This window comes from Rhodoferax sp. GT1R46 (assembly GCF_056521285.1).
Window position 1 is genome coordinate 676,311 of record NZ_JBWMBC010000001.1, and the last position, 26,487, is coordinate 702,797.

Below are 26,487 nucleotides of genomic sequence, written 5' to 3' on the forward strand. Positions count from 1 at the left end.
GGCTAACATCGTGACTCGATTCATTTCAAGGCCGACGATGCGGGGCAACGATGATCTGGACCGGGTCCACCAAACGGAAAAGTTCCGCAGCCACATTCTGGGAATGCTGGCAGGCAATGCGCCGCTCTCCAGGGTCCTCGAATCCATCGTCTCGGGTGTCGAGCAACTCAGCCCGAACGCGTTGAGCAGTATCCTTTTGCTGGGCGAGGACGGCACGTCTTTCAGCAAAACGTTTGCTCCCCATCTCCCTGATTTTTATAACTCTGCATTGGTCGGCATTGCTATCGGACCGGGTGTGGGCTCCTGCGGCACCGCCGCGTTCACGGGTGAATGTGTCATTGTGGAAGATATTGCAACCCATCCCTATTGGGTGGACTTCAGGGACCTTGCCGCCAGAGCCAGTCTGGGGGCTTGCTGGTCACAGCCGATTCGGTCGTCCTCCGGCAAAGTTCTGGGCACATTTGCCATCTACCACCGCACCCGGCATGAGCCGCTTGCAGCGGACCTGACGTTGATCGACCAATCAGCTGCGCTGGCCAGCATTGCCATTGAAAAAGACGCCGAAGCGCAGAAATTAAGGGACAGTGAGGAACGGTATCGGACCTTGGTGGAATGGTCACCTGACCCGGTTCTGGTGCATCGGCTTGGGACGATTCTGTATGTCAATTCGGCTGCGATCAAGGTTTTTGGAGCGACTGACGCGCATGGACTGGTCGGCAAACTGACAAGCGAACTCGTTCACCCGGACTTCCGCGCCCAGCAGACCGCGCGCATGCGCAGCATCAACGCCAGCCTGGCCATCGAGCCCATGGTGGAGTCGCGGTTTCTTCGTCTGGACGGGGTCGCTATCGACGTGGAGGTCCAGGGTACATCGATTGTTTACGACGGTGCGCCAGCCATTCACGTTTCCATCCGCGATATCACCCGGCGCAAGCAGGCCGAAAGGAGCACGCTGCTTGCCGCCAGCGTCTTCACGCATGCGCAGGAGGGCATCATGATGACCACTGCCGATGGAGTGATCATCGATGTCAATTCGGCGTTCAGCCGGATAACAGGCTACGGCCGCGAGGAAGTTCTGGGGCACAACCCGCGGATGCTGAGTTCAGGGCGGCAAGAGAAGTCCTTCTATGATTTGCTATTTGACGAACTGGCCCGCAACGGCCAATGGGTGGGCGAGATATGGAATCGTCGCAAGAGCGGCGAGGTGTATGCCCAGTTGCAGAACATCAGCGAGGTGAGAGACGCGCAAGGTCGCTTGCAGCATTACGTGTCGCTGTTCAGTGACATCACGCAAATAAAGGATTACCAGCAGCACCTCGAACGCATGGCCCACTTTGATGCGCTGACCCAACTGCCCAACCGGTTGCTACTGGCTGACCGACTGCAACAGGCGATGGCCCAGGCGCAGCGGCGTGCGGGCTCCATCGCAGTGGTGTATCTGGACCTGGACGGTTTCAAGGCCGTCAACGACCACCACGGCCACGCTGTGGGGGACGAATTGCTGATAGCCGTGTCGCAGCGCATGAAGGCCGCCCTGCGCGATGGCGACACACTGGCGCGAGTGGGTGGTGATGAGTTCGTGGCGGTGCTGGTGGATCTGGCACAGGCGGACGACACGGCACCGGTGCTGGACCGTCTATTGCAGGCTGCCGCAGATCCGGTCAAGGTGGGGGCCGCTCTGCTCTATGTATCGGCCAGTATGGGCGTTGCGATGTATCCCCGTGATAGCGCGTGCGCGCAGCAGTTACTGCGTCATGCGGACCATGCCATGTACCAGGCCAAAAAGGCCGGACGCAACCGGTTCCAGTTGTTCAATGCCAATCCGGGTGCGCAACCTCTCCCCTGATCCCGCCCATGGCGGGGTCAGTTGGCCCGAACGGATATTTTTGCGTACTGATCAAGCCCCAGCATCCTGAAAAATACTGCTACCAGGTGGGGGGTTTGAATGAAATGGATCTGGCAGCCCGCGGAGGCGCACTCCGCGGCCCAATTCAGAATGGCACTGGCTGCACTGAAGTCGACCCGACCCAGCAGTGCGCAGGACACGATCACCTGCGGGGCAGAACGGGATGCCGTGCGCAGTCCCTCAAGCGCCTCGGTGGCTTCGCCTTCCAGCATGCCGATTAGCTCACAGGTCACATAGGGGGCTGGCACGCCGGGTGAGTCCGATGGCAGCACCGATGCGGGGTCATCGTCCAAGCTGGCGAACGCGCTGTGCGAAGTTTCCTGAACAAAAGTGCATTGCGGGACTTTCCAGCTGGGCGGCGATACCTCGTAGACCACACAGTAGTCCAGCGCCAGACTTTCAAAGTCATCACTGCGCTGGAGAATACACAAGGCATCCAGGCGAAGGCTCCACCACAAGGGGTCTGCGCTGTTGTCGTCGGCTGGCGTGTGCAATTCCAGAGCCCGCAAAAGTGCCTCAACACTGCTCCAATGCAAATGGACGGGATGGGTACTCCAGTAGCCCAATAAGTCAGACAGTGGCAACGCGGCCAGCGGTTCAATCTCCGACAACGCTCCCCAGTCGACCGTCCACGCACTATTGGAGCCGGAAAAACGGGCTCTGAGCGCGGCCAGCGCCGCTTCGTCCAGAACCGCTGGGCAGACCCAAACGGCGTCCGGATCCTGCACATCCAGTGGCGGGGGTGGCGCGGTAACCGCGGCCGTCCCAGCAAGTTGCCCCAGCATCTCCGGCAGAGAAAACCACTCGGCGGGCGAGCGGCCAAAGCGTTCCGCGTAGTCCATGGCGACCACGTCAAAACCGTCTTGTTGCCCCGTGGCACGGTACAGGTCAAACAACGCAAATGCGAGGCGATCGGCGTCGTCCGCATCAATTTTGTCACTCTGGAGCAAGCCCAGCAACACCGCCTCGGCTGACACACTGTCGCCCCCGGCAAACCGCATGGCAGCGTCTTGAAGGGCACTTTCAAGGGGGCTTGCCGCAGCGTCTTCTGTGATGTTCACAGTTTCCGGAACCGCAGGCTGCGCGACTGGCAATTCTGGGGGAACCGTCGTTGCAGGAGCCGTGTCCAGTGCGGCAGACTTCGACAACAGTGCGGTGAAGTCCAAATCAAGGTCATCATCGGCCTGGAGCGCCCCTGGTGCCGTGTAGCGTTCCGTCAGCACCGGTGGAACAGTGGCGGGTGCGCCCCTGGCTTTTGCCCAAGTTCGGATCATGTGGGCTTCGATGGCGTCAATCTTCTGCACTGTAGATGCACGGTCGTTGCTATCGAACCCCGAACTTGCTGCAAAGACCGACGTGCGCTCATAGGCCTCTGTCCCAATCGCACGGCCGCCCCGGGACTGTGCACGCACCTTGCGCAAATGGTTGAACTCACGCCGCCGGACATGGTCATCCTTGCGCTTGCGTTCAATTAGCGTCTTCAGCGCGTGCTTCTCTACCTCGCCGCCGCGGCCCTGCACGGACTCGCGCGCGTCAGTCTGACCCGACTCGGACTCGCGGAAAAGGCGTGCCATCCTCGATAGCAAGCCGGAAGTGGGTTGTTTTGGCTCCATGCCACAGTCTACAACGTGCGGCAGCGGCCAGAACCTGGGCCTGATTCCATGCGTTGGCAGCGGGCGGCTGTACTACAGCCGTCGCAAATCCCGCGTAAACGGAAACTCCTTGCTGCCCGCCACGTTGATGGTGGCGGGAGGAATGTTCATCAGCCCTGGGGTGTGGCCCATGGCGGTGAAGCGTGTCAGGCGCCGGCTCTCGGCTTCGTACGAGTTGACCGGGAAGCTGTCGTAGCTCAGGCCACCCGGGTGGGTGACGTGGTACTGGCAGCCGCCCAGCGAGCGCTTCATCCAGGTGTCCACAATGTCAAAGGTGATGGGTGCATGCACGCCAATGGTGGGGTGCAGGCTGCTCGGCGGGTTCCAGGCTTTGTAGCGCACACCGGCCACAAACTCCCCCACGGTGCCGGTGCTTTGCAGGGGCAGGGCCTTGCCGTTGCAGGTGATGACGTAGCGGCTCTCATTGAGGCCCTTCACATGCACCTCCATGCGCTCCAGCGATGAATCGACATAGCGTGCGGTGCCGCCCGGTGCGCCTTCTTCGCCCATCACATGCCAGGGTTCCAGCGCATTGCGCAGGGTCAGTTCAATGCCGCAGGACTGGACCGATCCCACCATCGGGAAGCGGAACTCCACGTGCGGCGCAAACCAGCTCGGATCAAAGGCGTAACCTGCGGTCTGCATGTCGGCCACCACATCATCAAAGTCCATCTTGATGAAGGTGGGCAGCATGAAGCGGTCGTGCAGCTCGGTGCCCCAGCGGGTGGCGGGCGCTTTGTAGGGTGCTTTCCAGAAACGGGCCACCAGTGCGCGCAGCAGCAGTTGCTGCACGATGCTCATGCGCGGGTGCGGGGGCATCTCGAACGCACGCAGCTCCAGCAGGCCCAGGCGGCCGGTAGCCGAATCGGGCGAGTACATCTTGTCGATGGAAAACTCACTGCGGTGCGTGTTGCCCGTGGCGTCAATCAGGATGTTGCGCAGCGTGCGGTCCACCAGCCAGGGCGGCATGGACACGCCGTAGAGTTCGCGGTTGGCGTAAATCTGCTCGATGGCAATTTCCAGCTCATAGAGCTGGTCGTTGCGTGCTTCGTCCACGCGCGGGGCCTGGCTGGTGGGGCCCACAAACATGCCGCTGAACAAATAGCTCAAGGATGGGTGGTTGTGCCAGTACAGCAGCAGGCTGGCCAGCAGCTCGGGTTTGCGCAAAAACGGGCTGTCAGACGGCGTGGCGCCGCCCATTACAAAATGGTTGCCACCACCGGTGCCAGTGTGGCGGCCGTCGGTCATGAATTTTTCGGCTGACAAGCGCGATTCAAACGCGGCGTCGTACAAAAATTCGGTGTTTTTGACCAAGTCGACCCAGGTGGATACGGGGTGGATGTTGACTTCAATAACGCCGGGGTCCGGGGTTACTTGCAGCAATTTCAGGCGTGGGTCACGGGGAGGCGGGTAGCCCTCCAGCACCAGCTTCAGCCCGGTTTCCTTCGCGGTGGCTTCAATGGCAGCCAGCAGGTCCAGGTAGTCTTCCAGCTTTTCCAGCGGCGGCATGAAGATGTAGAGCACACCAGATTTTTCGCCCACGGCCTCGGCCTTGGGGCCACTGGCACGGCGCGGGTCGCGTACTTCCACGCACAGGGCGGTGCGGGTCACCCAATGGGCAGATTCCTGCTTCTCGGGCACACGCACGAAATCCACGGGCTCGATTTGGGCTGGGTAGGTTGGATTCACCGTCGCCTTCACCGTTGCGGCGCTGAGCACCGGAACAGGTCCCGGCCCGGCCACCAGCACGTTCGCGCTGTACTTGCCGTTCTTGCTTTTGAGCGCACTCTGAAACTTGCGCGCCGCTTCCCGTGCGCGTCCGCTGCCGCTCAGGTAGGGAACGCCACCGCGGGTGTGGGTCGGGGCTGGGCTTGCAGGCACGCCGCCGCCGGCTGCGCCAAAGTCCGGCAGAGCCGATACGCCGGTTTCAGGAAGATCGCTGTACCGTGCAGCCATGGCACTGTGCGCAGGCAAGTCTTGCCGCGGCGTGCTGGGGTCCGTCTCGATCAGGTACGGAAAATCAGCCTGGCTGACCCAGGGCAGCGAGTCCAGCGGCAGGCGCAAACCCATAGGCGAGTCGCCGGGCATGAGGTACATGCGTTCGTCGCGCAGGAACCAGGGGCCAGTGGTCCATTTGGGTCCCGACACCTCAGGCTTTTCAACGGCCTTCACGGGTAGCACGTAACCCACGGCGGTGTCGAGCTTCTGCTCAAACACCCGGCGCAGGCGGGCGCGCTCCATTTCGTCGTCCAGTTTGGAGTTGAACGGGTCTACGTTGACCGGCAGGCGGCGTTCACGCCACAGGTAGTACCAGGCGTCCTCAAAAGCCGCCTGCACAAACTGGTCGGTCATGCCCAGGCGTTTGGCCAGGGTTTTGGTGAAGCGCTGGGCGTCTTCACTGGTGTAGTGGGTGGGGTCGCGCTCGTCGGTGAACAACGAGGGGTCGGACCACACGGGCTGTTTGTCGGTGCGCCAGTAGATGTTGAGCGCCCAGCGGGGTAATTGCTCACCGGGGTACCACTTGCCCTGGCCAAAGTGCAAAAAGCCACCGGTGCCGTATTCGGCGCGCAGCTTGTGCACCAGCGCCGTGGCAAAGCCGCGCTTGGTGGGGCCCAGCGCGTCGGTGTTCCATTCGGCGGCGTCGCGGTCGTTGACGGCCACAAAGGTGGGTTCGCCGCCCATGGTCAGGCGCACATCGCCGGCTACCAGTTCCTTGTCGACCGCATTGCCCAGCGCCATGACGTCAAGCCATTGCGCTTCGGTATAGGGCTTGGTGACGCGGGGCGACTCAAAAATGCGGGTGACTTCCATGTGGTGGCTGAACTCCACCTCGCACTCGTCCATGCTGCCTTCAATCGGGGCTGCGCCCGAGGGCTGCGGCGTGCAGGCCAGCGGGATGTGGCCCTCACCGGCCAGCAGGCCCGAGGTGGCGTCCAGCCCGATCCAGCCCGCGCCGGGCAAATAGACCTCGCACCAGGCGTGCAGGTCGGTGAAGTCGACTTCGGTGCCGCTGGGGCCGTCCAGTGCCTTGACGTCGGGCTTGAGCTGAATCAGGTAGCCCGACACAAAGCGCGCCGCCAGGCCGCAGTGGCGCAGCAGCTGCACCAGGAGCCAGCCCGAGTCGCGACAGGAGCCGGAGCCCTTGGTCAGCGTTTCTTCGGGCGTTTGCACGCCGGGCTCCATGCGGATCAGGTACTTGATGTCGTTGTGGAGCATCTGGTTGATGTCCACCAGAAAGTCGATGGTGCGGCGCTTGGTGTAGTTGATTCTGGCCAGATAGGCCTCGACCAGCGGCGTGCGGGCATCGGCCAGCAGGTAGGGCAACAGCTCTTCCTGCAGCAGGGGTGCGTATTGAAAAGGAAACTCTTCAGCCGAGGGCTCCAGAAAGAAGTCGAATGGGTTGTAGACCGCCATCTCCACGACCAGATCCACAGTGACCTTGAATTCTTTGGTCTTGTTGGGGAAGACGAGGCGGCCCTGGTAGTTGGCAAACGGGTCTTGCTGCCAGTTGATGAAGTGTCCAGCGGCGGGCTCGACCTTGAGTGAGTACGAAATGATGTGGCTGCGGCAATGCGGCGCGGGGCGCAGCCGTACCACCTGGGGGCCCAGGTTGACCAGCCGGTCGTAGGTGTAGTGGGTAACGTGGTTCAGCGCAGCATGAATGGACATGGGTTGTCTCGGTTGGGCTCAATAAATTTCAATAGCTGGCGGGTGCCGCATGGTTTGAATCGTAACAAGCAATTCCCGCGCCATGGGTTTTTGCTGAGTCAATGGGGCGTGGTGACGGGTTAGCATGGGTTCAGTGCACGCTGTTTCTTACCTTCCCTCAGGATTGGCCCGGATTTTGTTCCCGGCCTTGCTGGGTTTTGTGGCGGGTACCGCGATGCAGTTGCAGCAATCGCAGCTGTCACCCTGGCTGGTTTATGCATCATTTGTGCTTCTAGCCCCCGTGCTCTATGCGCTGATAGCTACTAAAAAAATAGCAATCGCCGCACGCCTTGGAATGGCGTTGGTGGTGTTTGCGCTGCTGGGTTTCGGGGTGACGGGCTTGCGTGCGTCGTTTTACGAGAGCGACGCGCTGGCCCCCGCGCTGGAGGGCAGTGACCTGCTGGTGACCGGCGTGGTGGCGACCCTGCCGCAGCGCAATGAAGCGGGTTTGCGGTTCCGGCTGGAGGTGGAGTCGGCGCAGTTGGATGGGCAAACCCAGCGCGTGCCGCCACGGATGGATGTGGGCTGGTATGGCGGTGCCTATGCAACCGGCGAAGCCTTGCTGGGGCTGAACCGGTTGCCCGACGACCTCCAAGCGGGTGAGCGCTGGCAAATGACGCTGCGCTTCAAGGCGCCGCACGGCAGCCGCAATCCCCATGGATTTGATTACGAGTTGTGGTTGTGGGAGCAGGGCGTGCAAGCCACGGGCTACGTGCGGGCAACCGCCAAGGACCCGGTGCCGGTGCGGCTGGCGCAAACCTGGCGCCACCCGGTTGCGCTGGCGCGCCAGACGGTGCGGGACCGGATTTTTGCGCGCGTGGCACAGCGGCCCTTTGCCGGCATGATCGCGGCCTTGGTAGTGGGCGACCAGAATGCCATCGACCGCATCGACTGGGATGTGTTCCGAGCCACCGGTGTCGCACATCTGGTCTCCATTTCAGGCCTCCACATCACGATGTTCGCCTGGGGTGCGGCCTTGGCCATTGGCTGGTTGTGGCGGCGCTCCGGGCGTTTGTGCCTGGCGCTGCCGGCACCCAGCGCAGCCTTGCTGGGCGGCGTTTTGCTGGCCACGGCCTATTCCGTGTTTTCGGGGTGGGGCGTGCCCGCGCAGCGCACCTGCCTGATGCTGGCCACGGTGGCCGTGCTGCGGCTGTCGGGCGCGCGCTGGCCCTGGCCTCACGTCTGGATGCTGGCCTGCGCCGTGGTGGTGGCCAGCGACCCGTGGGCCCTGCTGCAGCCGGGTTTCTGGCTCAGTTTTGTCGCCGTTGGCGTGCTGTTTGCTACGGATTCAGGAGCGGCTAGCGCAGTAGCCACGGGGGCTAGAGGCACAAAAGGCTTAAAGAGTCACATTCTCTCCAACCTGCGTGAGCAATGGGTCATCACGGTGGCGCTGACGCCATTGACCCTGTTGTTGTTCGGCCAGGTGTCGGTCGTGGGGCTGGTGGCCAACGCATTGGCCATACCGTGGATCACGCTGGTGGTTACGCCCCTGGCCATGCTGGGCGTGCTGGTACCGGTGCTGTGGGATGTGGCGGCTGGGGCCATCGGCTGGTTGATGGGGGTTTTGCAGTGGCTCGCAAGCTGGCCCTGGGCTGCCATCTCCGTGGCCATGCCGCCGCTATGGGCCGGCGTGGCGGGTGTGCTGGGCGGCGTGTTGCTGGTGGCGCCTCTGCCCTGGACCCTGCGGGTGTTGGGCCTGCCTTTGTTATTGCCGGTTGTGCTGTGGCAAGCACCGCTGCCACCACCCGGGCAGTTTGAGTTGCTGGCGGCGGATATCGGCCAGGGCAACGCCGTGCTGGTGCGCACCGCCCACCATGCGCTTTTGTACGACGCTGGCCCCCGTTTCAGTCTGGAGAGTGATGCAGGCCACCGCGTGCTGGTGCCGCTGTTGCAGGCGCTGCACACCCGACTGGACACGGTGGTGCTCAGCCACCGGGATATGGATCACGTCGGCGGCGCGTCCGCTGTGCTGGCCATGCAGCCGCAGGCCGTGTTGCTCAGTTCCATTGAGGCCGACAACGCCTTGCAGACCCTGCGTCCGGCCGAGCGCTGTGTGGCAGGGCAGCGCTGGGAGTGGGATGGCGTGGCCTTCGAGGTGCTGCATCCACAAGCCGCTGACTATGACGCGGGGGCCAAATCCAACGCCATGTCGTGCGTGCTGCGTATTTCTGCGGCCGGTCAGGTGGCCTTGCTGGTGGGCGATATTGAGCAGGCGCAAGAGGCGCGGCTGGTGGCGTCGGGTGCGCCGTTGAAAGCCAACGTATTGCTGGTGCCGCACCACGGCAGCAAGACGTCCAGCAGTGCCGCTTTTCTGGATGCCGTGGCACCGCAGCGGGCCGTGGTGCAGTCGGGCTACCGCAATCGTTTTGGACACCCGGCGCCATCCGTGTTGGCGCGCTACCTGGAGCGCAATATTGCGGTGGTGGATTCGCCTCATTGTGGTGCGTTTACCTGGCAGTCGTGGCAGCCTCAAAAGCCTCAAAACAGTGCGTGCGCCCGGATTCAGGCGCAGCGGTACTGGCATCATCGTGTGCCATAGTGGTGCTGTGCCGTTGCCTTATTGGTGCCGTGGTCATTTGCGTGGTGTGGCGCGAACCTTGCTAAGTCAATAACAACCTGGGGCCGAGCTGTGCAGCAGCCAGTCCCGCAGAGTTTCAAAAGGGTGATGTATGCGGAAATTTGACGAGATGTACACCAGCCTGCCGTACGCGTTTTTTACGCATGGCAAGCAGGTTCGGGATCACTACAAGATTTACGACGAATGGCTGGCGCGCCAGCCCGGCGACATGATGGCCAAGCGGCGCGAAGAAGCCGAGATGATCTTCCGCCGCGTCGGCATCACCTTTGCCGTGTACGGCGAGAAAGACGAAGACGGCGCGGGCACCGAACGCCTGATTCCATTTGATCTGATTCCCCGCATCATCCCGGCGCACGAGTGGGCCACCATGGAAAAAGGCCTGGTGCAGCGGGTCACCGCACTGAATCGTTTCATTCATGACGTGTACCACGATCAGGAAATCCTCAAGGCCGGCATCATTCCGCGAGAGCAGATTGAGCAAAACGCCCAGTTCCGCCCCGAGATGATGGGCGTGGATGTGCCCAACAACATCTACTCGCAAATCTCGGGCATCGACATCGTGCGCGCCCCCAATGACAAGGGGGAGGGCGAGTACTACGTGCTGGAAGACAACCTGCGCGTGCCCAGCGGCGTGAGCTACATGCTGGAAGACCGCAAAATGATGATGCGGCTTTTCCCCGGGTTGTTCAATGCGCACCGCGTGGCGCCCATCGCCCACTACCCCGACTTGTTGCTGGAGACCCTGCGCGCCAGCAGTCCGGCCACTGCGGCTGAGCCCACCGTGGTGGTACTCACCCCCGGCATGTACAACAGCGCCTACTTTGAGCACGCGTTTTTGGCGCAGCAAATGGGCGTGGAGCTGGTGGAAGGGCAAGACCTTTTCGTCAAAGACAACTTTGTCTACATGCGCACCACGCGCGGCCCCAAGCGTGTGGATGTGATTTACCGCCGGGTGGACGACGATTTTCTGGACCCCACTGCGTTCCGGCCCACATCTACCCTGGGCTGTGCCGGCCTGCTCAACGCCTACCGCGCAGGCCATGTGACCATCTGCAATGGCGTGGGAACCGGGGTGGCGGACGACAAGTCCATTTACCCCTATGTTCCCAAGATGATTGAGTTCTACCTGGGCGAAAAACCCATCCTCAACAACGTGCCCACCTACATGTGCCGCAACAAGGATGACCTGGCCTACACCCTGGCCAACCTGAAAGACCTGGTGGTGAAAGAGGTGCATGGTGCGGGTGGCTACGGCATGCTGGTGGGCCCGGCCTCCACCACCGCCGAGATTGAAGATTTCCGCAAAGCCATTCTGGCCAACCCCGCCGGCTATATCGCCCAGCCAACCCTCAGCCTGTCAACCTGCCCCACGTTTGTGGAGAGCGGCATCGCACCGCGCCATATCGATTTGCGCCCCTATGTGCTCAGCGGCAAGACGGTGCAAATGGTTCCGGGCGGCCTGACCCGTGTGGCGCTGAAAGACGGCTCGTTGGTGGTGAATTCCTCACAAGGTGGCGGCACCAAAGATACCTGGATTCTTGAAGACGACGCAGTGCCTGTGGCCCCAGTGGCCCCGATCGCTCTTGCTGCCACTTCAACGCAATCCCAATCCTGAAGGAGACTATTCATGCTGTCACGCACTGCCGATCACCTCTTCTGGATGTCCCGGTACACCGAGCGCGCGGAAAACACCGCTCGGATGCTGGATGTCAATTACCAGACCGCGCTGCTGCCCCAGTCCGATGCGGTGGCACAAGTGGGATGGCAAGGTTTGCTGAGCATCAGCGAACTGTTGCCCACTTACACCGAGCGTTTTGGTGCCATTGAAGCCCGCGATGTGATGGACTTCATGGTCAAGGACGAGAGCAATCCGTCGTCCATTCTGTCGTGTCTGGGCGCTGCCCGAGAGAACGCCCGCGCCGTGCGCGGCACGCTGACGACCGAGGTGTGGGAGACCCAGAATCAGACCTGGCTGGAAGTCAAACGCATGGTCAAGTCCGGCGAGTTCGAGCAGGACCCTGCGCAGTTTTTTGAATGGGTCAAGTTTCGCTCGCATCTCTCACGGGGTGTCACCGTAGGCACCATGCTGATGGACGAGGCACTGCACTTCATGCGCCTGGGCACTTTCCTGGAGCGGGCCGACAACACGGCTCGCCTGGTCGATGTGAAGTTTCACGCGGTTCAAAGCGACTTTTTTGGCACGGCCAACGGGAAAGACCAGGAGTACGACTTCTACCACTGGAGCGCCATTTTGCGCAGCGTCTCGGGCTTTGAGGTGTACCGCAAGGTGTACCGCGATGTCATCAAACCCGAGCGCGTGGCCGATTTGCTCATTTTGCGGCCCGACATGCCGCGCTCCCTGCACGCCAGCCTGAACGAGGTGGTCAACAACCTGGGGCTGGTGGCGAGTGACCCGCTCAGTGAAACACTGCGCCGCGCAGGCAAGCTGCGTGCAGAGCTTCAATATGGCCGCATTGACGAAATTCTGGCCACCGGTTTGCATGCGTACCTGACGCAGTTCCTCGATCGTGTGAACGACCTGGGTGCCCACATCAGCCGTGAGTTTCTGGTGGCCACAACCGCATGATTATTGACTATCCGGGTTGGCAGGTTTCAGTGTGAAAAATGCGCCGCCAGGCTGGGTGGGCCGGTTCTTGGGCTGGTTGGGTACGCTCAGTGTCAGCCGCAAGCTCACCCTGATCTACTTGCTGGATCTGACGGCCGTGATTTACATCTCGGGCATTCTGATCCACGAAAAATACCTGGCGATTGACTTCGCCCGCAAGGAAATTGTGGGTGTCAATTACACCGATGCCGTGCGCCAGGTCATGATGGGCAGTGCCCTGCCGGCCGCCGCCCAGCCGGGCGAGAGTGGGCAGTCTCTGCAGCGGCTGGCGCAGGCCCGCGCTGCATGGGACCCGGACTTGGGAACCGTGGCCGTCAGTCCGCAAATCATCGAGACGGTACAGGTGATACAGAGCGGTACATCGCGCCCTGCGGGCTCGGCCGATCTGTCACCCCTTTTCGCGCAAGGACGCACGCTGGTGACGGCCGTGGGCAACCAGTCCAACCTGATTCTCGATCCCGATCTGGATAGCTACTACGTGATGTCCCTCACGGTGCTGCGTTATCCGGAATTGCTGCAGGTGATGCACGAGACGGTGGAGTTTCTAAAGACCTACCGTTCAGAGGCCTTTCCAGGCCAGGACCAGCGGACCCGTTTGCTGATTCTGGCGGGGCGCATCGAAGCGGTGGCGGAGGGTGTGCGTGCGGACGCGGCCCAGGCCACGCTGGCCGGGTCTCCGCAGCTTCAAGCCGCTTTGAGGCCGGTTCAATTGCAGCTGGACGAGCAGCTGGGCAGATTCATACCCGTGATCCGCCAGATGGTAGACCAGCCGGCTACAGCAGACGAGTCGCGCATGCTGGATGCGACGTACACCGGTGTGTTGCAGGCTCTGGGCACAAGCTGGACCACGGGCCTGACGCAGCTGAATCAACTGCTCCAGGCGCGGGTGGACGGTCAATTTTCGCGCATGTGGCTGCATTTGGGAACCGCGTTGCTGCTGCTGGGCTGCATTCTCAGCCTGGTCTATGTGGTGGCACAGCAAATAGCGCGTCCGCTCAAGAGTCTGGCGTTGGTGGCAAGTGCTGTGCGCCTGACGGGCGAGTACACCCGGCGCGCGCAATGGCACAGCAAGGACGAAATCGGGCAGTTGGTAACCGCCTTCAACGACATGCTGGCACAGCTGGACCAGGACCGACTAACCCAGCAGGAGATGGCCGCCAGTGCCCGCGCAGCGGTAGCGCAGCAGGAACTGCTGGAGTCCATGCCGATTGCCATGGTGGTGACGTCGGTACCCGACCACGACGTATTGCACGCCAACGCTCCGGCCATGCCCTGGCTGGGCGGGCAGCGCAGCGACCCCTGGCGCAACGGTCTGGAGCCGGGTGTGCGCAACCGCTTCTTTCAACGCTTGGCAGACAAGGACTCGGTCGACGAATTCGAAGTGCGCTGGCTGGGTGGCGAGGAGCCGTCCTGGGCCGTACTCTCTGCCCGGCGGTTGACGTACCAGGGGCGCGACGCGGTGCTGACGTCCTTCACGCCCATCAATGTGCTGAAGCTGATGGAGCAGCGCCTGGAACTGTGGTCCAAAGTGTTTGAAGCATCGTCCGAGAGCATCGTCATCATGGACGAGACGCAACGGATTCTGAGCGTCAACCGCGCGTTTTGCCGCAGCACGTCGTATGACTATTACGAAGTGGTCGGTGAGCAGTTGACGCTGCTGCTGGACAGTCCGGACGCCCGCGCGCTGACAATCCGTATCGGCGCGGCCATTCAGGAGCGGGACGCCTGGCAGGGCGAGGTGATGGTGCGCCGGCGCTCGGGTGACACCTATCCGGCCTGGCTCATGATTTCGGCGGTGCGGGAGTCGGCCCGCCAGGGCGCAATCTCGCATTACATCGGTATCTCGGTTGATATCACGGACCGCAAGCGAACCGAGGCCCGAGTGCAGTACCTGGCAGAGCACGACGTCCTCACCGGCTTGCCCAACCGCGCCTTGTGTGTTGAGCACCTGCGCAGCGCACTGGTGGCAGCCGAACTCAGCGGGGAGCGGGTGGCGGTGCTGTTCATCGACCTGGATCGCTTCAAGATCATCAACGACACGCTGGGCCACCACATTGGCGATGGCCTCCTGCGATCGGTGGCCTCACGGCTCAGCCAGGCGGTACGCGCAGGGGATACGGTCAGCCGGCTGGGTGGGGACGAGTTCGTCGTTCTCTTGCGGGGTGTCAAAGACGGCGACGATGTGCGCGAGCAGGTGGACAACCGGCTGATACCGCTCATTCGCCAGGGTCATCATGTGGAGGGCCATGAGTTGTCTGTGTCCTGCAGCGTGGGTGTCGCCATTTGTCCGGATGACGGTACGGATCTGGCTGAACTCATGCGCCGGGCGGACGCCGCCATGTACGAAGCCAAATCAGCCGGGCGGGACAGGGCCCGTTTTTACGTGCCGGCAATCGACGATGTGGTGCGTCAGCGCCAGACCATGGAGCGGTGTCTGCGCGGGGCGCTGGAGCGGGGCGAGTTCAGGCTGTTGTACCAGCCCCGTGTGAGTGCGCAGACCCGCGAGTTTCTGGGCGTCGAAGCCTTGCTGCGCTGGCACAGCGAGGAGCTCGGGTTGGTCGGCCCCGACCAGTTCATTCCGATTGCTGAGGAAACCGGTCTGATTCGCGGTATCGGTGCATGGGTCATTGATGAGGCCTGTGCGCAGTGGTCTCGGTGGAGCCATGGTGCCATAGGTCCGGTGGACCTCTCTATCAATCTGTCGGTGACCCAGCTGGCGGACCCGGCGCTGAGTACCCATCTGCAAGAGAGTCTGCGGTCCAGTGCGGCTGATCCCGCCCGTATTGAGCTGGAAATCACCGAGTCCCAGCTCATGGGCAACGCGGATGCGGCGCAGCAGCAACTGGCCAGCCTCAAGGCACTGGGGGTCAAGTTGTCCATTGATGATTTTGGAACCGGTTATTCGAGTCTGGCCTACCTCAAACGCTTTTCCATCGACAAGCTCAAAATTGACAAGTCGTTTGTGCACGACATGCTGGAGGATCCGACCGATTTCGCCATTACCCGCGCCATTGTGGCCTTGGGGCATACGCTGGGTTTGCAGGTGGTTGCAGAAGGGGTGGAGCGGGAAGAGGAAGCGCGCGAATTGAAGAATATGGGTTGCGACGAACTGCAGGGCTACCTGTTTGCCCGTCCCCTCACCGCAGATGCACTGGCATTGTGGTTGCAGGAGCCTGCGTTGCACCCCAGGCGGCGTGCCGCAGACCTGATTTAATGACCGTCCCGGCGTAGCCGTTGCCGCGGGTTATCATCTGGCGATCAAATGAACACAGCCCCCACTGATGCTTGACGGCGACGCCCATATCGATCGTATTCTTGGCTCCGCCAGCAGCTTGCTACGGGGTTTCGCCAGCAATGAGATCGTTGGCTTGTATGTGATTCAGGGCGACAGATATTTGTACGTCAATCCGCGGTTCGCCGAGATTTTTGGCTATTCCCAGGCCGATTTGTGCGGGCCGGTCGGCCCCAGAGATGTAGTCGCACCGGAAGACTGGCCCCGCGTCGCGGCGGGTATCGCCAGCCGGCTCAGCGGTGAAGCCAGAACGGGTCACTACAAGTTTCTGGGTCTGAAGAAAGACGGGACCCGATTTGAGGTAGAAATCTTTGGCATGACCACGGCGATTGATGACCAGCCTGCCATCGTGGGCACTCTGGTTGATATTACCGCCCGCAGGACGGCTGAACGCAAGTTGCTCGACCAATTGCACTTTGTTGAACAGCTGATTGACACCATTCCCGGCCCGATTTCCTACAAGGACGAACACGGCCGGTATCTGGGCTGCAATAAAGCATTTGAGGAAATGGTTGGCAAGCCCCGCGAGCGCTTGCTGGGGCGTACGGTGCACGGCACGACCTATCGTGCTGTCGCCGACAAAATGCAGGCAGCAGACCAGCGGCTTCTGGACAACCCGGGTATCGAGGTTTCCGAGGCTCAATTGCCCCATATGGATGGAGCTGCGCGTGACATGCTGCTCTACAAGGCCACATTCAACAAGTCGGATGGCTCAGTCGGTGGCCTGGTTACCGTCATGCTGGATATATCCGAGCGCAAGCGCATGGAGCAACGCATTTGGGATGAGGCCAACTACGACTCCCTCACCGGGTTGCCCAACCGGCGCATGTTCCGAAATCGCCTGAGTGAGGAGATCAAACGCAGCCATCGGACGGGCGAAAGCTGCGCACTGCTTCTGGTGGACCTGGATCGCTTCAAGGAAGTCAACGACACCCTGGGGCATGAGGCGGGCGACCGCTTGCTCGTGGAGGCCGCCAAACGCATTAGCGCCAGTGTGCGCGAGTCGGACAGTGTGTCACGCCTGGGTGGCGATGAGTTCATGGTGATCTTGCCGCAAATTACCGAGCCTGCGGGGCTTGGACAGGTTGCGATGAACGTGATTGAATCGCTGATGCAGCCCTTTCAGGTAAACGGGCATATGGCCTACGTATCTGCCAGTGTCGGAATTGCCTTGTTTCCTGATGATGCGCAGGAGATGGACACCCTGGTGTCGTATGCCGACCAGGCCATGTACGCCGCCAAGGCCCAGGGGCGCTCCTGCTTCAGCTATTTCACACCCGCCCTGCAGGAGCGATCACGGTATCGCTTGGAGCTGGCGAACGAATTGCGCGGCGCGCTGGCTGCCCATCAACTCGAAGTCTACTTTCAGCCCATTGTTGACATGACCAATGGCCAGGTGGTGAAGGCTGAAGCCCTGCTGCGTTGGAAGCATCCGGTGCTCGGCATGGTTCCACCCGACCACTTTATTCCCATCGCAGAAGAAGTGGGGCTTATCCAGCAGATCGGTGACTGGGTTTTTCGCGAGGCCGCGCAAGCTGCCAAACGGTGGCAGGGCATGGGCGTTGGAAGTATCCAGGTGGCGGTGAACAAGTCGCCGCGGCAGTTTGCGACCGGACGTACCCATGAGCAGTGGATTGAGTATTTGCGCGAGATCGATTTGCATCCCAGCCTGATCAGTATCGAAATTACGGAGGGTCTGTTGATGGACAGCCGACAGGACGTGGCAAACAAGCTTTTTCAATTCCGCGAGGTGGGGATTCAGATCAGCCTTGACGACTTTGGTACGGGTTACTCGTCCATGTCCTATCTGAAGAAGTTTGACATCGACTATCTCAAAATTGATCGATCGTTCATACGCGACATGACCACCGATGCAGGCGATCGGGCGATTGCAGAGGCCATCATTGTCATGGCCCACAAGTTGGGCCTCAAAGTAATTGCCGAAGGCGTGGAAACGGTGGAGCAACGTGACCTGCTGTCCGCAGCAAATTGCGACTTTGCCCAAGGTTACCTGTATGCCAGGCCCATGCCGCTCAGTGAGTTTGAAGATTTTTTACGCCGTTCCAACGGCGACCATTGACATCACCCCAATCTGGACCTGCATGCACACCAAGGCACCTTCAAGGCTTTCCATCAACGACACCGACCGCGAGCTGGATCAGGCGCTTGCATCGGGTTCGTTGCGTGATATCAATATTCCTTCGTGTCCTGAATTGCTGGTGGCGCTGCGTACAGAGATGGATAAAGAAGACCCTGATCCCCAGGTCATTGCGGATATTGCCGGTCGGGATGTGGCCATGGCGGCATCGCTGATCCGGACTGCCAACAGCCCCTTTTACGCCCGCTCCCGGCCCGTTACCTCGGTTTCGGAGGCATTGGGTCTGCTGGGTGTGCGCATGACCGAGAAATTGTTGACGGCCTTTTTGCTGCGTACCGCCATTCGCATCAACTCGCCGGTGCTGGAGCATTTCTGGGAAACCTCAACCCGCAGGGCCCTGGCCATGGCGCACATCGCACGCCAGTTGTATGGCGTGGATCCGGAGCTGGCCTACACCTGCGGTCTGTTTTGCCATGTCGGCATTCCAATTTTGATGCAGGGCGTTCGCGGCTATTCCGGCACGCTGGTAGAGGCGCTGGCGCGGCAGGATCGCAGCTTTACGGCCACTGAAAATGCAGCGCACAAGACCGACCATGCCGTGGTGGGCGCCATTGTCGCGCGGACCTGGCGCTTGCCGTCGCCGATCTATCAGGCGGTGCGCCTGCACCATGACTTCACCATCGTGCGGGACGACACCGTCCCGGCCGAGGTGCGTACGCTGGTGTGCGCGGGCTTGGTGGCCGAGCACCTGGTGGCCTTGCACGAGGAAGCGGATACACAAAAAGAGTGGACCGATCATGGTGCGGCGTGTCTGGCCTACCTGGGCGTGGAGGAGGCTGAAGTCGAAGTCTGGTCTGACGCCCTGCACACACTGTTTGAGAACGTCGCCCTGGGATGAGCCAGATGGGCCCTGCTGCAATCGCAGCGCTTCAACGCAGCGCCGATGAGTTGACTGCGATCCTGGAGAGCGCCTCCATTGGAATCGTTTTTACGCGCGACCGGATCGTCCTGCGCTGCAATCCGCGTGCAGCAGAGATCTTTGGCTACCGCGCGGCAGACGAGCTGGTGGGAAAACCGGCGAGCATCATGCATGCGGACGAGGAAAGTTATGCACGGTTTGCAATCGATGCGGGTGCGCTGCTCAACGCAGGCGATTCTTTTCATGCCGACTGCCAGTTGCGCAAATGGGACGGCAGTCTGGTCTGGTGCAGTGTCTACGCGAAGGCGGTTGAACCCAATCGCCCTGACCGTGGAACAGTATGGATGGTTGAAGACATCACGGACGCGAAACAGGCGGTGCTGTCGTTGCAGCAAAGCGAGAGCCTGCTGGACAACACCTTCTCTCACATGGATCAGGGCATCAGCATCGTCGACGGTGACCTGAATATGCTCGCCGTCAACCGCCGGTTTGCGGAGTTGCTGGATTTCCCGCTCGCGTTGTGTGCTCCGGGTGCCCACTTCTCGGATTTCATTCTCTACAACGCCCAGCGTGGTGATTACGGCCCAGGAGATGTCGAAGAGCAGGTGCGTAGCCGTGTTGCCTTGGCGCGCCGGTTCGAGGCGCACCAGTTTGAGCGCGATCGCCCCGATGGCAGTGTGATCGACATCTGCGGACGCCCCATTCCGGGCGGCGGCTTCGTCACCATTTACACCGACGTCACGAAACGCGTGCGTGCCGAGCGTGCGTTGCGGGAAAGCGAAGCACGGTTTCGCAGCTTGACCGAGTTATCGTCGGACTGGTTTTGGGAGCAGGATGCCGAACTGCGCTTCACCCGCATGGAGGGGCAGCATATTACCGGTGACGGGCCCAGCTTTGATTCCGAAATGGGCAAAACGTTTGGCGAGCTCGGGTTTGAAGTCAGCGGGGATGCAGCGGCTCACAACGCGCTGCTGCAACAGCACCAGCCTTTTCGGGAGGCGGTGTTGCGATGCACCTGTGCCGATGGCACGGCGCGACTGATACGGGTCAGTGGAGAGACACTGCGGGACGCCCATGGAGGCTTCAACGGCTACCGTGGCGTTGGACGCGATATTACGCGCGAGAAGCTGGCCGAAGAGCGCATTCAGCATCTGGCTACACACGACGGCCTGACCGGTTTGGCTAACCGGGTCCTGTTTCATGAAATGCTTGGGCTTGCCGTTCGATCAGCGCGCCGCAATGACCGAAAGCTGGCCGTTCTTTTCATTGACCTGGACCATTTCAAGGCGATCAACGACACCTTGGGGCACGATGCGGGCGACCTTGTGCTCAAGGAGTTTGCCAGCCGTTTGAATCAGTGTTTGCGTGGCACTGACGTGGTAGCCCGCCTGGGTGGTGACGAGTTTGTCGTGTTGATTCAGGATGTGGGCGATTCGGATCAGGTTGCCGTGGTGGCGCACAAGATTCTGGCAGCGGCCAGCGAACCTGTGCCGTTTAACGGACACGCCTGCTGTGTGTCAGTCAGCATCGGAATCTGCATGGTTTCGGCCGGAGCATGGGACGAGCAGTCCATCATGAAAAATGCCGACCGTGCGATGTACGCGGCCAAGGAAAAAGGGAAAAATAATTTCCAGTTTTTCGACGGTCTCGCAGGAGTGCCTACTGCTGGATGATGACGGCGTCCAGCTTGAGCGCGTGAATCTTTTCAACCGCTTCCCGGGCTTGTGCCTCGGTTTCAAAGGGCCCCACGCGCACGCGGGTGCGTTTGCCTTTGGATGTTTCCAGGACCTGGGTGAAAGAGGGCAGTCCGGCATCCACCAGCCTGGCGTGTGCGTTGCGGGCGTTGTTGTCTTTGGCGAACAATCCGACATTGATCACATAGTGTGACTCGGCAGTTTTCGCCGGTACCTTTGTCGGCAATTGGGGTGCAGATGCCGGCACGGTGGGCGACGAGACCGCGGCAGCCAGGGGTGTCGGCGCCGTATTCGGTGTCGGGACGGCTTCCGTCGCGCGGCCGATGGCCAGATTACCGGGTGTGTCCCGGTGCAAGGCGCTGTTCGCCAAGGTGCTGACTTCGGTAAACACGCTGTAGAGGCCAGCCAGCGCACCCAGGAACACCAGATTGACCAGTGCCAGCCCGATCAGGCGTCGCTTGGTGCCTGCGCGGCGCTGTAAAAGGGCGCAGGCGTCTTCAACCTGGTCGTTGGCTTGCAGTGCCTGTGTCATCTTTTTTCTGCAATGGATGTAGAAAGCAGCGTCTCCAAACAAGCCGGGCACCACAAAGGCCAGTATGGAAAATACCAGCATCAGCGTGAATTCGGCCATGCCAGACAACTGAAATACGAGGCGGCCAATGCCAAAAATGAGCAAGGCCAGTCCCACCAGTGCGCCCATATAGGCTAGCGCGGCCCCCCACAGTCGGCGAAAGGCCATCCAGTTCAGTGTGCAAAGGCTGGCCGCCCAATTCCAGTGGATGCCGGGGCGGTCCGCCGCTTCAAAGTGCGTGAACAGGCGCAGGTAATGGTCCGTTCTGATCGGGCCGATCGCCGCGCGGTAGAGCGCGGAGGTAACGTCGCTTTCTACGTTCGGGGCAGTGGTTTCAGCAGGCATGGTTTATTTTGGCATGGCGGCGGCGATTTCCTGGCCCAGTTCAATGACCGAAAGGGCGTAGTAGCTGCTCCAGTTGTAGCGTGTTATGGCGTAAAAATTCTCGGTTCCAGCAAGATACAGCGGCGGGGCATCGCCGTTCTGCAGTTCCACCAGGGCCAGCGGGCCCGCGTGTTGCAGGGCTGCGCCATCCAGCTCGGCACCCTGGGCCGCAAATGCCGCTGGCGTGAACGTGGGCAGAATGTCAGGGGCCAGAAGTGCAGCCTTGTCTGCGCCTTCAGCGCTCAGCCGCACGGGGTAATGGGTGGGCATGTTGCGCTGCCAATTAAACGACTTGAAGTAGTTGGCGACGGAGCCAATTACATCAGCAGGGCTGTTGAAGAGGTCAACCCGGCTGTCGCCATCAAAATCCACCGCGTATTTGCTCCAGCTCGAGGGCATGAATTGCGGCATGCCCATGGCGCCCGCGTAGCTGCCACGCAGCGCCATTGGGTCGGTGCTGGTGCGGTGGGTCAGGCTCAGATAGGCTTCCAGCTCCGACAGAAAAAAAGCGGCGCGTGCGGTGGCCTTGGGATGCACGGCCGGAAAATCAAAAGCCAAAGTGGACAGTGCGTCGATGACCCGGTAGTTGCCGGTTTGCTGGCCGTAAATGGTCTCGACGCCCACGACGCCCACAATAATGGCAGCAGGCACACCCGTCTCCCGCTCGGCCCGCTCCAGGGTTTCGCGGTTGGTCTGCCAGAACTTGACACCGGCACGGATGCGCACCGGGTCAATGAAGCGGCTGCGGTAAACCGCCCAGTTCTTGGCGGTGCCCACGGAGGGTGGCGTAACCGCCCGGGCAACAGACGGCATGTAGTGCGCCTGGCCGATCGCCTGGCGCACCCAGTCACGGTCCAGATCGCGTCGGGTCGCAATGTCGTCGGCCACCAGCATGACTTCCGGGCGCATGGCGTATAGCGGTCCGGTGGGTTCTGCAGGGGATTTTTCCGAAGCCGTCGGAGCCGCCTTCTTCTTGCTTTTATGGTGTTTATGGGCTGTAGCCCCGGCATTCATTGCGCAGGCAGCTATAAAAAGTGTAGCAATTGAAAGATGGAAAGGTGTCACGTCGGGTCGGGGCGTTGGGGAATGTGTGGGGGCCAGGGCAGGTGTCTGAATTCTCGCGCCAGTGTACCCAGTGCCAGGTCTGCGTTCGATCCGTGACGGGGGGCGTAGCGCCATGCTTCCAGCCGCAAAAGCCAGTCACTCAAGGCTGCAGTGGCCGCATCGTTTAGTGGTGCGTGGTTCCGCAGGAGCACGGCCATCTGGCGGGGGGGCGTCTGCGCGGGCACCGCAAACCCGGCGCGCTGCAGCGCAAGCGTGGCCCGGTGCAGCAGGCGCAGCCAGGGGTCCTGGCGGTGCCGTTCCCACAGGGTCCATGCCGCGCCCACGAGACTGGCGAAGACGATGATGCCAATGAGCACATAGCTCAAGTCCTCCCAACTGGGGGATTCGAACCCGAGATTGCGCAGCAGATTGAGCTGCTTGCTTTGCGTGTAGTTCAGCACCCACTGGTTCCAGCCGTTGTTGGCCGCATCCCACAGGGCGCGCAGATTGAGGGCAAATTGCGGACTCACTGCGCCCAGCGCCTGGGCAATGGCATTACGGGGTGCTTGCAGCCGCTGCAGGCTGCCGGTGCGCCCTGGCGCCACGGCGGACGTGGGGTCTACCCGCACCCAGCCCTGGCCTGCTATCCAGACCTCGGCCCAGGCATGGGCGTCGCTTTGGCGTACCGTCCAGAAACCGTTCACGCTGTTGGCTTCGCCGCCCTGGTAGCCCGTGACCACCCGCGCCGGAACGTCGAGCGCACGCATGAGCAGCACGAAGCCCGACGCAATGTGTTCGCAAAACCCCTCTTTGCGGTCAAACCAGAACTCGTCGGCGGTGTGGGTGCCATACACGCCGGGTTCCAGCGTGTAGGTGTAGCCCCCCGTGCGCAGACGATCCAGCACGGCACCCACCAGCGTGCTGGCATCGGCCCTGGCGTAGCGCGGGTCGCGGCGCATGTTGGCCGCCAGTTGCAGGGTGCGGGGGTTGAAGTTGGCGGGCAACTCCAGATAGTCTTGCAGCCCGGTGACCAGCCGCGTTGGGCCGTGGCGAAACACCGTGTGGCTTTGGGCGCTGTAACGCACCAGATCGGCCAGGGGGCGGTCGGCCACCCATTGCAGGTCGGGCGTCATGCCGGGTGTGTAGCCGCTGAGGACGGGGGGCACAGATCCGGCGTCGAGCAGCAGCAACCACGGCCGGTTGTTGGCCTCCAGCGTCACTTGGTAACGGATGGGGTCGCCCTGGACCTGCAGGTCGGCCGCCGGCTGCATGCGGGGCGGAAAGATCGAAACCAGGGGGCGCCACTCGCGGCCGTCAAAAGTGGAGAGAACCGGCCCCCGGAAATACAGGTCGCTTTGGCGTGGCGGCGGGCCCTCGAAGCGGATGCGCATGGCAATGCTGTCGTCCAGCGCCAGACTGGCGATGCTGCCCACCTGCATGCTGGCGGACAGGCCACTGCGCCCGGTCATGGCATCCGATGGCACGCCCCAGAGAGGGGCAACACGGGGAAACAGTACAAATAAAACGGCCATGATGGGTGCCCCCAGAAGGGCCATCTTGCCCGCCGTTTTGGCCGCCTGCATCAGCGGTGGACGACCCACCGGCATGTGGCTGTTGACCAGCGCCGTGAGCAAGCCCAGCAGGCCCAGCATCATGGCGGCGGCGGTGACCAGGCTTTGTGAAAAAAAGAAGTTGCTGAGCAGCGTGAAGAAGCCCAGGAAGAAGACCACAAAGGCATCCCGCCGGGCCCGCAGTTCCAGCGTCTTGAGCGCAAGCAACACGACGATAAACGTGACACCGGCATCCCGTCCCAGCAACGTGCGGTAGGTGTAAAACGTAGCCGCGGTGGCCAGCAGCAACAGTGCCATGAGCCACCAGCGTGACGGCAAGGTGTGTCCGCGCACCGCAATCATGCCGCGCCACAACAGAATGGCGGCGGCCATGGCACTGCACCACACCGGGAGGTGGGGAACCTGTGGCGCGATGATCCAGGCGATGACCGCCAACAGAAAAAGCGTGTCGCGGGCGTCGCGGGGCAGGTTGTGCAGGCGTTCAAGCATGGGGTAAGGGTTTAGGGCGACCGGATGGGCTCAGGCCATGGCCAGCGCTTGCAGGCAGTTCTTTTTGTGGGCTTCGCCACTGCCAGGCAAGATTTCCTGCCCGGGCAGGCGCAGCCCGTATTGCAGGCCCTGCCGCTCCGCCAGTAGCACCCAGGCACACAGGCGGGACAAGGCATGTTCCTGCGGTGCACTGCCTGCCCCCGCCGTGCGGGCCTTGCCCGCCTGAGCCAGGTCCAGCCACAACTCGAACCGCTGCACCTGCTGGGCATCACGACTGACCAGTTCATCCGCCTTGGCGGCCTTCTTCCAGACCACCAGTTTGAGTGGATCGCCCCGGCGGTAGGCGCGCACGCCATCAAATTCACCTGTGCTTTGCTGGTGGGTCGCGGCAGCGCCGCCCGCCCGGGGCTCACCGGGCGGCAGGGGGGGCGGGTGCAGCTCGGGTGCCGGGTAGACCAGGACTTGCGCCGCCGGGCGCCACACGGTCCAGACCCGAAACGTGCCCAGCGGAAAGCGGGTTTCGGCGGTGAGAGGCGGCACCCGGTGCAAACCACGGCGTTGCGGCTGAAAGGCGATCTGCACTTTGGCGCTGCCCTGGGCGGGTACATCGGTCCAGCTCCAGTGGTCGGTGCCCAGCACCGCCAGTCCAATGCCGTGGCGAACGGAACGGCGTTTGCTCAAAACGTTGATGCCAATAGTGACGTTAGCCCCCGCGAACTGTGCGTCAGGCGCTATCAAATTCATAGTAATTCCACGCAGGGTGCCGTGGCATACATTCATGCCTACGACGGCGCTGCCGGTGAGCAGGAAGGTCAGCACATAGCCCAGATTGAGCTGGTAGTTGATGGACGCAACCAGCAGCACCAGCAAAGTGGCTCCCAGCATGAAACCCGGGGCTGTGGGCAGGATGTAGACGTTGCGCTGGGTCAGCGTGGTGCTGTCGCGCAGCGGTATACGCGACTGAAACCACGTCTGAAAACGTTGACGAAGGCCCATCAAGGCAGTGGCACTGCCAGCAGCAGGGCCTGCACTTGTTCCACCGCGCCGCGCCCCGAGTCACCCACGGGAATGAGGCGGTGGGCAATGGTCTGCGGCAGGATGGCCTGCACGTCGTCGGGGGCCACATAGTCGCGCCCGCTGAGCAGGGCCTGCGCCTTGGCCGCCCGCACGACCGCAATGCCGGCCCGTGGGCTCAGGCCCTGCAGGAACCACTGGCCCGAGCGGGTGGCGGCAATCAGGTCCTGCACGTAGTCCAGCAGGGGCCCCGCCGCATGAACGTTGAGCACTTGCTGTTGCAGTTGGTGCAGTTCCACCTGTGACAGCAGGCTGGGCAACTGCTCCACCAGTTCGCGCCGGTCGTGCCCGGCCAGCAACTCACGCTCGGCGATGCGGTCCGGGTAGCCCAGTGAGATGCGCATCAGGAAGCGATCCAGTTGCGACTCGGGCAGGGCGTAGGTGCCCAGCTGATCCAGCGGGTTCTGCGTGGCAATCACAAAGAAGGGCTGGGGCAGGGGGCGGGTCTCCCCTTCGATGGTGACCTGCTTCTCTTCCATGGCTTCGAGCAAGGCACTCTGCGTCTTGGGGCTGGCACGGTTGATTTCGTCCGCCAGCAACACCTGGGCAAAGATGGGGCCAGGGTGGAAGACGAAGGCTTCTTTGCCGCGCTCGTAAATGGACACGCCGGAGAGGTCGCTGGGCATCAGGTCCGAGGTGAATTGCACGCGGGAGAACTGCAGTCCAAAGGTGCGGGCCAGTGCGTGTGCAAGGGTGGTTTTGCCAACACCCGGAACATCATCAATCAGCAGGTGGCCACCGGCCAGCAGGCAGGCCACGCAATCCTGAATCTGCGATGGCTTGCCCACAATCACCGTGTTAAGCTGATTGAGCAAAGATTTAAGCTTGTATTGTGCGTCCATGACTGGACGTTACCCGAAAATTTTCAATAATTTTGTTAG

15 protein-coding genes are annotated in these 26,487 nt (G+C 61.7%); 8 read left to right on the forward strand and 7 right to left on the reverse strand.

The window, feature by feature from the left end; translation table 11 throughout:
- The first annotated feature begins 37 nt into the window (after nucleotides 1-37).
- Complete coding sequence (locus AC097W_RS03230; RefSeq protein WP_479600875.1) at nucleotides 38-1,846, forward strand: sensor domain-containing diguanylate cyclase; 1,809 nt, start codon at nucleotides 38-40, stop codon at nucleotides 1,844-1,846.
- Nucleotides 1,847-1,863: 17 nt separating this feature from the next.
- Here the strand turns inward: AC097W_RS03230 and AC097W_RS03235 are convergent, their stop codons facing one another.
- Nucleotides 1,864-3,480 carry an STAS domain-containing protein gene (locus AC097W_RS03235; RefSeq protein WP_479600876.1) on the reverse strand — a complete coding sequence of 539 codons (1,617 nt, stop codon included), beginning with the start codon at nucleotides 3,478-3,480 and terminating at the stop codon, nucleotides 1,864-1,866.
- Nucleotides 3,481-3,591: 111 nt separating this feature from the next.
- Nucleotides 3,592-7,227 (reverse strand): transglutaminase family protein, encoded by a 3,636-nt coding sequence (locus AC097W_RS03240; protein WP_479600877.1) that lies wholly within the window; start codon nucleotides 7,225-7,227, stop codon nucleotides 3,592-3,594.
- A 214-nt stretch (nucleotides 7,228-7,441) separates the two neighbouring features.
- Between AC097W_RS03240 and AC097W_RS03245 the strand changes: the two genes are divergently transcribed.
- The 7 genes from AC097W_RS03245 to AC097W_RS03275 all read left to right on the forward strand — a co-directional run bounded on the left by AC097W_RS03245 (nucleotide 7,442) and on the right by AC097W_RS03275 (nucleotide 20,452).
- Entirely contained in the window at nucleotides 7,442-9,805 is a 2,364-nt protein-coding gene (locus tag AC097W_RS03245; RefSeq protein ID WP_479601289.1) for a DNA internalization-related competence protein ComEC/Rec2, read from the forward strand.
- Between the two features lie 130 nt (nucleotides 9,806-9,935).
- The gene (locus tag AC097W_RS03250) at nucleotides 9,936-11,459 is read left to right on the forward strand and encodes a circularly permuted type 2 ATP-grasp protein (RefSeq protein WP_479600878.1); all 1,524 of its coding nucleotides are present in this window, start codon (nucleotides 9,936-9,938) and stop codon (nucleotides 11,457-11,459) included.
- Between the two features lie 12 nt (nucleotides 11,460-11,471).
- A complete protein-coding gene (locus tag AC097W_RS03255; protein WP_479600879.1) occupies nucleotides 11,472-12,431 on the forward strand; it encodes an alpha-E domain-containing protein in 960 nt (319 codons plus the stop codon).
- 31 nt (nucleotides 12,432-12,462) lie between these two features.
- Nucleotides 12,463-15,684 carry a bifunctional diguanylate cyclase/phosphodiesterase gene (locus tag AC097W_RS03260; RefSeq protein WP_479600880.1) on the forward strand — a complete coding sequence of 1,074 codons (3,222 nt, stop codon included), beginning with the start codon at nucleotides 12,463-12,465 and terminating at the stop codon, nucleotides 15,682-15,684.
- Nucleotides 15,685-15,751: 67 nt separating this feature from the next.
- Nucleotides 15,752-17,842 carry a putative bifunctional diguanylate cyclase/phosphodiesterase gene (locus tag AC097W_RS03265; protein ID WP_479600881.1) on the forward strand — a complete coding sequence of 697 codons (2,091 nt, stop codon included), beginning with the start codon at nucleotides 15,752-15,754 and terminating at the stop codon, nucleotides 17,840-17,842.
- Between the two features lie 22 nt (nucleotides 17,843-17,864).
- Nucleotides 17,865-18,758, forward strand: a complete 894-nt coding sequence (locus AC097W_RS03270) for an HDOD domain-containing protein (RefSeq protein ID WP_479600882.1) — start codon at nucleotides 17,865-17,867, stop codon at nucleotides 18,756-18,758.
- Nucleotides 18,759-18,763: 5 nt separating this feature from the next.
- Nucleotides 18,764-20,452: a sensor domain-containing protein gene (locus AC097W_RS03275; RefSeq protein ID WP_479600883.1), complete on the forward strand. Its 1,689-nt coding sequence runs from the start codon at nucleotides 18,764-18,766 to the stop codon at nucleotides 20,450-20,452.
- Here the strand turns inward: AC097W_RS03275 and AC097W_RS03280 are convergent.
- Genes AC097W_RS03280 through AC097W_RS03300 form a run of 5 tightly spaced genes read right to left on the reverse strand, consistent with a single transcriptional unit; the run spans nucleotide 20,439 to nucleotide 26,448 of the window.
- Nucleotides 20,439-21,389: an SPOR domain-containing protein gene (locus tag AC097W_RS03280; protein WP_479600884.1), complete on the reverse strand. Its 951-nt coding sequence runs from the start codon at nucleotides 21,387-21,389 to the stop codon at nucleotides 20,439-20,441. The genes AC097W_RS03275 and AC097W_RS03280 overlap by 14 nt on opposite strands.
- Nucleotides 21,390-21,392: 3 nt before the next feature.
- Nucleotides 21,393-22,442 carry a lytic murein transglycosylase B gene (gene mltB / locus AC097W_RS03285; protein ID WP_479600885.1) on the reverse strand — a complete coding sequence of 350 codons (1,050 nt, stop codon included), beginning with the start codon at nucleotides 22,440-22,442 and terminating at the stop codon, nucleotides 21,393-21,395.
- A gap of 47 nt (nucleotides 22,443-22,489) precedes the next feature.
- Nucleotides 22,490-24,532, reverse strand: coding sequence for a transglutaminase TgpA family protein (locus AC097W_RS03290; RefSeq protein ID WP_479600886.1), 2,043 nt, complete (start codon nucleotides 24,530-24,532; stop codon nucleotides 22,490-22,492).
- 30 nt (nucleotides 24,533-24,562) lie between these two features.
- Complete coding sequence (locus AC097W_RS03295; protein ID WP_479600887.1) at nucleotides 24,563-25,528, reverse strand: DUF58 domain-containing protein; 966 nt, start codon at nucleotides 25,526-25,528, stop codon at nucleotides 24,563-24,565.
- Entirely contained in the window at nucleotides 25,528-26,448 is a 921-nt protein-coding gene (locus AC097W_RS03300; protein ID WP_479600888.1) for an AAA family ATPase, read from the reverse strand. The genes AC097W_RS03295 and AC097W_RS03300 overlap by 1 nt, the downstream gene beginning before the upstream one ends.
- Nucleotides 26,449-26,487 lie beyond the last annotated feature (39 nt).